Origin of the sequence: Pseudomonas sp. GD04058 (assembly GCF_029836855.1) — a bacterium.
GTDB lineage: Bacteria > Pseudomonadota > Gammaproteobacteria > Pseudomonadales > Pseudomonadaceae > Aquipseudomonas > Aquipseudomonas bharatica.
In genome coordinates this window covers 144,680-156,237 of sequence record NZ_JAOECN010000008.1, presented here as the reverse complement: position 1 = coordinate 156,237, position 11,558 = coordinate 144,680, and the positions used below count along the sequence as shown (strand labels likewise).

Sequence of the window (11,558 nt, the reverse complement as noted above, 5' to 3'; positions counted from 1 at the left end):
CTAAGCAATGGATGAAAGAAAACCGCCTGTCACGTCATTGCGGGACTGGGACTTTCCGCCAGCGAATCAATTCTCGTCATCCGCTTTCAAAAACTACTTTATGTCTTTTCAGCACTACGAAAACAAAAATAAAGTACAATAGGTAGTTCATTGCATGGGCCATGGTCGCCCCCACCGCACCGTATTGATCAAACACCACGACCCAGCCATAGAACGATGCACCAAACAAGAGTTCACCGATAATATAGGGTTTCCAGAGTGCTCGCGCGGTCATGACGTAGGCTAGTACCCAGCTCAAGACCTTTAGCGTGTCACCTATGATCTGCCAGAAAAAAAGATCTCGCATTTCATAGAACTCGGAACTGAACAGGATGACCACCACCCAGTCTCTCAGCGCATACAGGACGACGCCTATCACGATTGTTGCAGGAACAATAAACTTGTAGCCCAGCAGTACTTCCGACGTCAGTTCGCGAGCAGACTTGATCTCTGAAAATCGCGGCAGGAAATACACACTCAACGTCGTAGTCAGCACCATCAGGTAAGCGGTACTCAGACGCCAACTGGCCTCCCAGTATCCTGCCGCCACCCAACCATGATGCTCTCCAAGGTGGTTACGCACGAGAATCTGCGAGAGCGGCACTACAATCGCCGAGACCAGCGCCATCAAAGTGAACTTGCCCAGATTCAGCGCAGTCGTCTTGTCGATCCGGCCAAATAGAGAAGCGATACGGAACCACGGCGCTTTGATGCAGAGGAGCAGGGTCACAAAAAACGCCAGGGACTGATAGATGGCCAACGCTACCAATGCGCCATAAAGTCCGAACATCACGGTCATGACCGCAGTCACGAGCAAGGCGAAAACACTGCCTGAAATGTTCGCCAGCACGTAACGGGGAATGTCCTTCTTGCCGTTCAGAATCGCCAGAAGCATGGCGTTCAGGGTAAACAGCAGCAGCGACGCAGCGAACCAGAGAAACACGCCGCCGTAAGCCTCATCCTTGAGGAACCAACCTGCCAGATTCCGGTTGAACAGCGCGATCAAAAGCCCGACGACGACAGAGCTGGAAAATACGATGGTGCCCGCCGTAGACCAGACCCGATGCTGCTTTTCTTCATCACCATCGTATTCAGCCGTGTACTTCGTCACGCCAGTATTGATCGCCCCGGAACCAAATGTGGTGATCATCTGTACGGCATTCTGAAACTGACCCAATGCCGCGTAACCGGCCGGCCCCACGTAGACCGCCAGGATCTTGTTGATACCCAGCAAGGTGAGCAGTTTGAAAAGAACGGCTATGCCGTTTAACAAACTAGTCTTCAGAAATGTCATTTAACACTGGCCACGCTGAAGCTGTTGCAGGCAGCCACGACCTGCTCGGCCTCCTCGCCGGACAGCGTTGGCCCCATGGGCAAGCTGAGCACTTCTTCATGCAGACGCTCGGTCAACGGGAAAGACAGCGTGTTCCACTCCGCATACGCCTGTTGTTTGTGTGGCGGAATCGGATAATGGATCAGCGTCTGTACACCGTTGTCCGACAGATGCTTCTGCAGCGCCTCACGATGCTCGCTGCGAATCACGAACAAGTGCCAAGCGTGCTGATGGAAATCAAGCACGCTGCCGGCATCGACCACAGGCAGCTTAATCAGAGGATTATCGATGCCTTGCAGATATTGCTGTGCGATCTCCCGGCGACGCTGGGTTTGTTCGTCCAATGACTTCAGCTTGACACTCAACACGGCAGCCTGGAGTTCGTCGAGCCGACTGTTGACACCCTTGAAAAGATTCTTGTATTTCTCATGGGAGCCGTAATTACGCAGTGCCCGCAATGTTTCTGCCAGCTTGGCATCATTGGTGGTGATCGCCCCGCCATCACCCAAGGCACCCAGGTTCTTACCCGGATAGAAACTGAAGCCTGAGGCATCACCCCAGTTGCCCGCGCGACGACCGTCGATGGCGGCGCCGTGGGATTGTGCGGAGTCCTCCAGCAACAGTAGATTTTTGCGCTTTGCCAGACTGCTCAATGCAGGCATGTCTGCCAATTGACCATAGAGATGCACCGCGAGGATAACCCGGGTCCTGTCGGTGATGGCCGCCTCGGCAGCTATTGGGCACAGGTTGAAGCTTCCCTCGTTCGGCTCGACCAGAACCGGCACCAACTGGTTCTGGCTGATTGCCAGAATGCTGGCAATATAGGTATTGGCTGGAACGATCACCTCATCACCTTCAACCAGCAAGCCAAGCTGCTTCCATGCTTGCAGGGTAAGGATCAGTGCGTCGAGCCCGTTGGCGACGCCAATGCAGAACTGCGTACCGCAAAACTCCGCGAATTCGCGCTCAAAGCTTGCGAGTTCCTTGCCGGAGATATACCAGCCTGAATCAATTACACGTGTGCAGGCTTCAATCATGGCCTCGCGATCGAGTTTGTTAATTGATTTCAAATCAAGGAATTCAACCATGGGATACCATCCTGATAACTTTTCCGGTTTTCCTGGGCAAGAATCAATAGCCAGGGAATGCGTCATCAAGTGCCCACATTGGGCACTTGATGAGCGCATGTAGAGTGGACAACGCCAGTCCCTCAGGCACTGGCAACGGCCTGCAGGAACTGCTCGTAATTGCGAATGTAATCGCTCTCATCGTAGTAGTCGTTGGCCAGGACCAGCAGAACGCAGTCCTCAGTAAAATCATGCATCTCGTGCCAGACCATTTTGCCGACATGCAGCACTTTGGCCGGTGAGTCCAGTATGACCTCCTCCGAACGAAGGCCGTCATCCATGATCATGCGGCAGCTCCCGGCGACGCAGACTGCCATTTGCTCCAGTTCCTTGTGGGCATGGAAACCGCGTGCTACGCCTGGCTGGGTGCCAGTGAGGTAGTAGACACGTCGGATATCGAACGGAATGTTTTTATTTGCCTCAAGAACGCTCAGGTGACCACGGTCATCGCCGAGAACCTGAACTTCAACAAGATTAATCAGATTCATTTTTCAGCCCCAGCTTCCATCCTGGCAACCCCTGCTTGATAATAATTTAAATTCCGCAAATTCTTCTTCCCTACTCCTTGGGAGCTAATCCGTCCTGGATGCTTGCTGCGTCCAACGGGATGGCGGGCGCGCCCGAGATACAAGTACAGGCTTCATGGAAGTCGTACCGCAGTGCTTCTGAAATACGGCGAGCCGATAGACATTGATGTCATATGGCCACTTCAGCATATTTGGGCCGGCCAGAAACCAGGCCGCCAACTATACACCGATCGATTTATAGCCGCAGGGATTATACGTATCTAACCCACCGAGCGCATTGTAAAAACACAGCCCACGAGTACTCACTCGATCCTTACCGTTTCCGCAGGACGCAAGAGCGGATCCTGAGCCTCCAACACACGAGGAAGAGCAGACCTGAGGGAGCGGGTTCGCATGCACTGGACCTGATAACGAGCAAACGCGACCAGAAGCCCCAGCCCCAAGCCACTAATAAGACCTGCGAGCACGATCAAAGCACGGCGCGGCTTGACTGGGCTCTCCGATGGCAACGCGCGCTGATCGATCGAAACCAGTTGTACGTGACTAAAATCGGTACTCAAGCTCTGAAGGCGAGCAGCCTCAGCGCGCAGAGGTTGAACGTTGTCGAGGAACAGATCCTCATTAAGGCGCGCCTTCAACCCCTCAACCTCACGGTTGACCTGCAACATCTGCAGTTCCTTAGCAATTTCCGAGGTTCGTGCTGTCACAAAGTCATCGGATTTGCGCGCGCGAAGTGTTGCCAGCTCTGCCTCCAGCGCATCGCTACCCATGAAATAGAGAGGCGCCTGCTGGCTGTTGACCTCAGTCTTGATAACACTACCGGAACCGTTCATCGTCTCCTCCGCCAAGGACGACTGTGTAGCAGGTTTCCTGATACCCAAGCTGCGAGCAATCGAGATGGCTTCATTCAAAACAGCGATGCGATCAGCGCGCAGTAACTTTAGTTGTACTCTTAACGCGCTCAATTCGTCCTGAAGGCGAGCCCTCCTCACGTTATCAGCTTCGATCAGGGCGGCGATCTTGGCTTCTTTGTCCATCTGATAGTTTGCACGGGCTACATCGATCTTGCCCTGGATTTCAGCCAGTCGGTTCTTGATCAACGCACTGACGTCAGCCGAGATATGCTGACGCTCAGCCTCAATAACATAGTCGACGAACTTGTTGAGGATGAAGGCACCATCCACCCCTTTTGGATAATCAAGGGTCAGATTGACAGCCCGGGCGAAGTCGGCAGCGTCCTTGCCCACATCAAGCGCATCCAAAGCAATGACGCTTCTGTTGAACGCATCAAAGCTCTGCTCGATCGATTGATTCGGAATAATATAAGGGGCAAACAGTTGCTGGTTCTCACGGAAGAAGCTCAAACGCATCTCATACGAACCTAGCGAGGAGGCAATCCGCGCCAACGCAGCAGCGGGTGGGAGGGTGTAGACCTCCGATCGATTGAGGGCATCGAGTTCGTTGATCGGTGCGGGCTTCAGGATGCTGTGGGCCTGAAAGATGGGTGTGCTGAGCATGGCATAACCAACGGAGCAAGCTCCGGCCACTAGCACAAACCCTCCAACGATGAGTTTCTGCCTCCAGAGCGACTGGAATAGCGCCCAGAAGTCTAGGTCGTCCCCGGAAGGTCTGTCGGGTACCTCAAAATAGCCGCTCAATGTAATGCCCGCCTTCGAAAAATTGATTATTCAGACGCACGCTCCCAAGCAGTAATTTTTCGAAGAAGATCAGGGCCGTCAGAATTCGTCCTTGAACTGTAATCCATGCTTGGGATCCCGTCGCATCCGAGTTCCTGCGGCAGTGTGACATCAATCCCTTGCATTTCAAGACTTGACAAATCTAGCCAACTATCTATTTCCGGTTCATCTCATACAACCACCGACCCAGCGCAACTATCACGCCCAACACACACCCCAACAACAATCCGATCGCTAGAATCAAACCGACCTTTACCCGCACTGGGGTATCGGGAATTTCGATCGGCCCATCCTGGCGGTAGACAGATACATTCTCCGGCGCAACCTCAAAGCTGTTGAACAGACTGTATTTGACCTGCAGGGCGCGCAAACCAGGAATGAATGGATCATCTGACTGACGCCGCTGCAGATTCTCGATTTCGGCTCGCAGAGCACGGGAGCCGCGCATGTAGGTCAATTGCCCGCCCATATCCGCCGACACCTCTCCACCCAGACCACCCGACAGGATCGGTGGATTCTCGAGACCAATGCTTTGCGCGATCTTCAAAGCCTCTTGCAACTGGATAACGAGATCCTCGCGAGATCTTTGCCCCCGCTCACGTAATGCCACAATTTGCTGATTCAAATTGCGAGCACGCACTTCTGCTTCACGTGAAGCGTTCTTGATAACTTCCTTCCTGGCGGTATCTTCTGCACTCTGGATATAAAGGCGAACCCACTCGGAAATGACGGCAGGATCTTCGCCGCGGAGGGTCAACGAATATCCGTCGGGAGAGGCTTTTGCGTCCCCTGACACGACCAGGCTTTGTGAAAACTCAGAATACAGGCTGTCGAGCGGAGCTTTTCTTTTGGAATCGCTCAATGACGGCAGGTAGTAGCGGGTAAAAAAATCACGCCTGAGGGACTCTGCCTGCAAATTGCGCAGGAAAACGTCATACACATCTTTCACGCTAAAAGGTGTCAACTCGCTCTCGCGCGTCCGCCCATAGTTCAAGTCGGCAATGCCATTCTGCGTGGGGGGAAGCACAAATACTCTCGCTTCGTAGAGCGTGCGCTCTGAGAAAATATAACCTGCAGCCGCCAGCACCCCCAGGAAGGAACACACCAAAATACTGAGTTTTGAGCGCCACAACACCAAAACAACATCATAAATATTGGGTTCCTGATCTGAAAAAACCTTGCTGACGTCATTTTGCATCTATCAATTGATCCCCATCTCGATTGGCATTTATTTATTATTAGCTAGAAGTTATTTGAAACCAAATACTGATCACAGCCCCTAAAACAACCAACCCCTAGAACAAGTATTAACCGACTGCGACCGATCACGAAATCAGTCAGACCGCTTCCTGCCCTTGCGAAGGCGCAGTCCTTCTAGAAAAACAGCACCACCCAACGCCCCCAAAACAAACGCAAAAAGCACTAATACTGATACAGGCAAGATAGGGGAAGACCAACCTATAATCGCAAGGCTAACCGGCTGCTGGTTTTCCATGGCGAAGATAAAAGCAATAAGACCAACCATCAAAGTCAATATGACAAAGACAAAACGGCTAAAGTTCCGCACAGCTTACACCTCCTGTCGCAACATTAGTCATGACCCTCCTCCTCATTCACCCGATCCCGCAACTCCTTCCCTGGCTTGAAATGCGGAACGAACTTGCCATCGAGCTCGACGGACTGCCCGGTCTTCGGGTTACGCCCCACGCGGGGAGCACGATAATGCAGCGAGAAACTACCAAAACCCCGGATCTCGATGCGATCCCCGGTAGCCAGGCATTGGGACATCTGCTCAAGCATGGTCTTGATTGCCAGCTCCACGTCCTTGGACGAGAGCAACCCCTGGTGGGTGACAATACGTTCGATCAGCTCCGACTTCGTCATGTTTTTCCCTTCTGTATCAAGCAGCTAGGTCATTGCCTCCATTGGTTGTAGCACGGCTTGATGAATTTGAACAGTACGCTTCTTGACTTGTAGGAAAATCCAAGGAGCGAGAAATACCGACACACCCCGCAAAGCCAACGCCCATGGGGCTCGCGCTTAACTGACTGAAATTTCAGGCATAAAAAAAGGCGACCGAAGTCGCCTTTTTTGATCAAGCAGAACTTAGTTCTGTTTGGCCATTTGCTCGCGAATCAGGTCACCCAGGGTCGCCGCAGGAGCCTCGGTGGAGGACTTGGCGATGCTCTGCATGACTTCCTTCTCGTCCTCAACGTCTTTCGACTTGATGGAGAGGCTGATATTGCGGGACTTGCGGTCAACGCTGATGATCTTGGCTTCGATCTCGTCGCCTTCCTTCAGGACGTTGCGCGCGTCTTCAACGCGGTCACGGCTGATTTCGGAAGCTTTCAGAGTGGCTTCGATATCGTCAGCCAAGGTGATGACGGCGCCCTTGGCGTCGACTTCCTTGACGGTACCCTTGACGATGGCGCCTTTGTCATTCACGGAAACGTAGTTGGAGAACGGATCGTCTTCCAGCTGCTTGATACCGAGAGAGATGCGCTCACGCTCAGGGTCAACGGACAGGATGACGGTTTCCAGCTCGTCGCCTTTCTTGAAGCGACGTACAGCTTCTTCGCCCACTTCGTTCCAGGAGATGTCGGACAGGTGAACCAGACCGTCGATGCCGCCGTCCAGACCAATGAAGATACCGAAATCGGTGATCGACTTGATGGTGCCGGAGATCTTGTCGCCCTTGTTGAACTGGCCAGAGAAGTCTTCCCATGGGTTCGACTTGCACTGCTTGATGCCCAAGGAGATGCGACGACGCTCTTCGTCGATGTCCAGAACCATGACTTCCACTTCGTCGCCAACCTGAACGACTTTCGACGGGTGGATGTTCTTGTTGGTCCAGTCCATTTCGGAAACGTGCACCAGACCTTCGACGCCTTCTTCCAGCTCAGCGAAGCAGCCGTAGTCGGTCAGGTTGGTGACGCGCGCCATGACGCGGGTGCCTTCTGGGTAACGAGCCTTGATAGCAACCCATGGGTCTTCGCCCAGTTGCTTCAGGCCCAGCGAAACGCGGTTGCGCTCGCGATCGTACTTCAGGACCTTGACATCGATCTCGTCGCCAACGTTGACGATTTCCGATGGGTGCTTGATACGCTTCCAGGCCATGTCGGTGATGTGCAGCAGGCCGTCTACGCCGCCTAGGTCCACGAATGCGCCGTAGTCGGTGAGGTTCTTGACGATACCCTTGACTTGCTGGCCTTCCTGCAGCGATTCCAGCAGAGCTTCGCGCTCGGCGCTGTTTTCGGCTTCCAGGACGCTGCGACGGGAAACGACAACGTTGTTGCGCTTCTGGTCCAGCTTGATGACCTTGAATTCCAGCTCTTTGCCTTCCAGGTGAGTGGTGTCGCGCACTGGGCGGACATCAACCAGGGAGCCCGGCAGGAACGCACGGATACCGTTAACGTCGACAGTGAAGCCGCCCTTAACCTTACCGTTGATAACGCCCTTGACCACTTCTTCGGCGGCGAAAGCTGCTTCCAGAACAATCCAGCACTCGGCGCGCTTGGCTTTTTCACGGGACAGCTTGGTTTCGCCAAAGCCGTCTTCCACCGCGTCCAGCGCAACGTGAACTTCGTCACCGACCTTGATGGTCAGCTCGCCAGCTTCGTTGTAGAACTGCTCGAGCGGGATGACGCCCTCGGACTTCAGACCAGCGTGGACAGTAACCCAGTCACCATCGATATCGACAACGATACCGGTGATGATCGCACCTGGTTGAAGGTTGAGGGTTTTCAGGCTTTCTTCAAAGAGTTCTGCAAAGCTTTCGCTCATTTTAATTCCTGTAGATTCGGGCGATAAATCCGCCCAACAGCCACACTCCAGACAATGTGGGTTTCGTTCATAGTAAGGGCCGGCTGCAGGACGTTGACTGGTAATCCTGCAGCCTTCCCGGGTCATCCGGTGATATCGCGCAGGGCGACCTCACTCAGAATGCGTTCCAGCACCTGCTCGATGGACAGCTCGGTAGAATCCAGCTGTATCGCGTCGGCTGCCGGCTTGAGCGGGGCTACCGAGCGCTGGGTGTCGCGCTCATCGCGCGCACGAATCTCATCCAGCAGACTCGACAGACTAACATCATCGCCCTTGGCCTTCAACTGGAGGTAGCGGCGCCGCGCCCGCTCCTCGGCGCTGGCCGTCAGGAATATCTTCAACGGCGCATCGGGGAATACCACCGTGCCCATGTCCCGGCCATCGGCGATCAGGCCCGGCGCCTCGCGAAACGCACGCTGACGCTGCAGCAGCGCCTCGCGTACCGCAGGCAGGGCAGCCACCTGGGAGGCGCCGGCACCGACATGCTCGTTGCGGATGTCATTGCTGACGTCGTCGCCTTCCAGAATGATGCGCTGCAACTGGCCTTCCTCGGCCGCAAGGAACTGTACGTCCAGATGGGCAGCGAGGGCCTTGAGCAACTCTTCGTTGGTCAGATCGACGCCATGGTTGCCCGCAGCGAACGCGAGTAGACGATACAGGGCGCCGGAGTCCAGCAGGTTCCAGCCCAGGCGCCGGGCCAGCAGGCCTGCTACCGTACCCTTGCCCGAACCGCTAGGCCCGTCGATGGTGATGACCGGCGCTTGCAGGTTCACGATTTGCCCTCTTCAGCGACGCGAATCCCGACCTCTGCGCACAAGGCCAGGAAGTTCGGGAAGGAAGTAGCGACGTTGGCGCAGTCATGGATGCGGATCGGCGCAGTTGCTCGCAGGGAAGCCACGCTGAAGGCCATGGCGATCCGGTGGTCACCGTGGCCATGGACCTCACCACCACCGATCTCGCCACCATCGATGATGATGCCATCGGCGGTTGGCTCGCACTTGACACCCAAGGCCAGCAGGCCGTCGGCCATGACCTGGATGCGATCGGATTCCTTGACCCGCAGTTCCTCGGCACCACGCAGGACGGTACGGCCTTCGGCACAGGCCGCAGCAACGAACAGTACCGGGAACTCGTCGATGGCCAGTGGAACCAGGTGCTCGGGAATTTCGATGCCCTTGAGCCTGGCACCACGCACACGCAGGTCGGCAACCGGCTCGCCACCGACTTCACGCTGGTTTTCCAGGGTGATGTCACCGCCCATCAGGCGCAGGATGTCGATCACACCAGTACGGGTCGGGTTGATGCCGACATGCTCCAGAAGCAATTCGGAGCCTTCGGCGATCGACGCGGCCACCAGGAAGAAGGCCGCCGAGGAAATATCCGCAGGTACTTCGATATGGGTCGCCTTCAGCTTGCCGCCGGATACCAGCGAGGCGGTCGGCCCCTCGACGTTCACTTCATAGCCGAAACCACGCAGCATGCGCTCGGTGTGGTCGCGGGTCGGTGCTGGCTCGGTGACCGTGGTCTTGCCCTCGGCGTACAAACCGGCAAGCAGCAGGCAGGACTTGACCTGGGCGCTGGCCATCGGCAGCGTGTAGGTGAGCGCCTTGAGCTTGTGCCCGCCACGAATGGTGACCGGTGGACGGCCCTGCTCGGCGGTTTCAATGACCGCCCCCATTTCGCGCAGCGGATTGGCGACACGGTTCATCGGACGCTTGGACAGCGAGGCATCGCCGGTCAGCACGGTGTCGAAGGCCTGCGCAGCCAGGAGGCCGGACAGCAGGCGCATCGAAGTACCGGAGTTGCCCAGATAGATAGGGCCAGGTGGCGGTTTCAGGCCATTGAGGCCGACGCCGTGAATTGTCACGCGACCGTGATGCGGACCTTCGATCACCACACCCATGTCACGAAACGCCTGCAGGGTCGCCAGAGCGTCCTCGCCTTCGAGGAAGCCTTCGACTTCCGTGGTGCCCTCGGCCAGCGAGCCGAGCATGATCGAGCGATGGGAGATCGACTTGTCACCGGGAACGCGAATGCGCCCGGACAGACGGCCACCAGGTTGTGCCAGGAAAATCAGGTCGTTGGAGTTCATAGCGTCCACATAGGCCCGTCGGGCCAGGATTTTACTGAAATGCTCGCGGGCAACCCGAGCGCGCGTGAACACGCCCAGCAACTGATGCCCGTCCCCTGCATCGACCGCATCGCGCAAGGCGTCGAGGTCGCTGCGAAAAGTGTCCAGTATGCGCAAGACAGCCTCGCGATTGGCGAGAAAAATGTCATGCCACATTACAGGGTCACTGCCCGCGATCCGCGTGAAATCACGGAAGCCGCCGGCAGCGTAGCGGAAGATATCGAGGTTTTCATTGCGCTTGGCCAGGGAATCGACCAGGCCGAACGCTAGCAGATGCGGCAGATGACTGGTGGCAGCCAGCACTTCGTCGTGACGCTCCACCTGCATGTGCTCGACATCCGCATCCAACGCGCGCCACAGCCGGTCAACCAGGGCCAAGGCCTCGGCATCGGTCTCGGCCAGCGGGGTCAAGATCACCTTGTGCCGACGAAACAGCCCGGCATTGGAAGCCTCCACCCCGCTCTGCTCGGAACCGGCGATCGGATGGCCGGGCACGAAGCGCGCCAGTCGCTCCGGCATGACCGCACGAGCCGTGCGAACGACATTGCCCTTGGCACTGCCAACATCGGTCAGCACCGCCTGCCCCAGGTCCATTCCAGCCAGCCTGGCCAGCACCTTCTCCATCGCCAGGATCGGTACTGCCAGTTGGATCACGTCGGCACCGACGCAGGCCGCTGCAAGGTCTTCCTCACAGCGGTCGACCACACCCAGCTCGACTGCCAGCTTGCGCGATTGCGGGTCCAGATCGACACCGACCACTTCGCGGCACAGGCCGCTTTCACGCACGCCCTTGGCGAAGGAACCACCGATCAGGCCGAGGCCTACTACAACAAGCCGGCCAAGCACGGTTTCGCTCTTTTGCGTTTCGATTTCAATCACTGA

Annotated in this window: 10 protein-coding genes; all 10 read right to left on the bottom strand. The window is 56.1% G+C overall.

The genetic code is table 11. From position 1 onward, the window contains the following. Nucleotides 1-76 precede the first annotated feature (76 nt). The 10 genes from N7650_RS09910 to N7650_RS09865 all read right to left on the bottom strand — a co-directional run bounded on the left by N7650_RS09910 (nucleotide 77) and on the right by N7650_RS09865 (nucleotide 11,555). Nucleotides 77-1,333 carry an O-antigen translocase gene (locus N7650_RS09910; protein WP_279898031.1) on the bottom strand — a complete coding sequence of 419 codons (1,257 nt, stop codon included), beginning with the start codon at nucleotides 1,331-1,333 and terminating at the stop codon, nucleotides 77-79. Further along, nucleotides 1,330-2,460, bottom strand: a complete 1,131-nt coding sequence (locus tag N7650_RS09905) for a DegT/DnrJ/EryC1/StrS family aminotransferase (protein ID WP_009407568.1) — start codon at nucleotides 2,458-2,460, stop codon at nucleotides 1,330-1,332. The genes N7650_RS09910 and N7650_RS09905 overlap by 4 nt, the downstream gene beginning before the upstream one ends. A gap of 122 nt (nucleotides 2,461-2,582) precedes the next feature. Then, nucleotides 2,583-2,987: an FdtA/QdtA family cupin domain-containing protein gene (locus N7650_RS09900; RefSeq protein ID WP_037062328.1), complete on the bottom strand. Its 405-nt coding sequence runs from the start codon at nucleotides 2,985-2,987 to the stop codon at nucleotides 2,583-2,585. 341 nt (nucleotides 2,988-3,328) lie between these two features. Further along, a complete protein-coding gene (locus N7650_RS09895; protein WP_009407565.1) occupies nucleotides 3,329-4,684 on the bottom strand; it encodes a Wzz/FepE/Etk N-terminal domain-containing protein in 1,356 nt (451 codons plus the stop codon). A gap of 193 nt (nucleotides 4,685-4,877) precedes the next feature. Beyond that, complete coding sequence (locus tag N7650_RS09890) at nucleotides 4,878-5,921, bottom strand: Wzz/FepE/Etk N-terminal domain-containing protein (RefSeq protein WP_009407564.1); 1,044 nt, start codon at nucleotides 5,919-5,921, stop codon at nucleotides 4,878-4,880. Between the two features lie 135 nt (nucleotides 5,922-6,056). Beyond that, nucleotides 6,057-6,290, bottom strand: a complete 234-nt coding sequence (locus N7650_RS09885) for a LapA family protein (protein WP_009407563.1) — start codon at nucleotides 6,288-6,290, stop codon at nucleotides 6,057-6,059. Nucleotides 6,291-6,313: 23 nt separating this feature from the next. Next, the gene (gene ihfB / locus N7650_RS09880) at nucleotides 6,314-6,607 is read right to left on the bottom strand and encodes an integration host factor subunit beta (protein WP_009407562.1); all 294 of its coding nucleotides are present in this window, start codon (nucleotides 6,605-6,607) and stop codon (nucleotides 6,314-6,316) included. Between the two features lie 222 nt (nucleotides 6,608-6,829). Further along, nucleotides 6,830-8,506 (bottom strand): 30S ribosomal protein S1, encoded by a 1,677-nt coding sequence (gene rpsA, locus N7650_RS09875; RefSeq protein WP_279898019.1) that lies wholly within the window; start codon nucleotides 8,504-8,506, stop codon nucleotides 6,830-6,832. Between the two features lie 122 nt (nucleotides 8,507-8,628). After that, a complete protein-coding gene (cmk, locus tag N7650_RS09870) occupies nucleotides 8,629-9,318 on the bottom strand; it encodes a (d)CMP kinase (protein WP_009407560.1) in 690 nt (229 codons plus the stop codon). After that, on the bottom strand, nucleotides 9,315-11,555 hold the full coding sequence (locus N7650_RS09865; RefSeq protein WP_279898018.1) for a bifunctional prephenate dehydrogenase/3-phosphoshikimate 1-carboxyvinyltransferase: 2,241 nt from the start codon (nucleotides 11,553-11,555) through the stop codon (nucleotides 9,315-9,317). Before N7650_RS09865 ends, cmk begins: the two co-directional genes overlap by 4 nt. Between the last annotated feature and the right edge of the window lie 3 nt (nucleotides 11,556-11,558).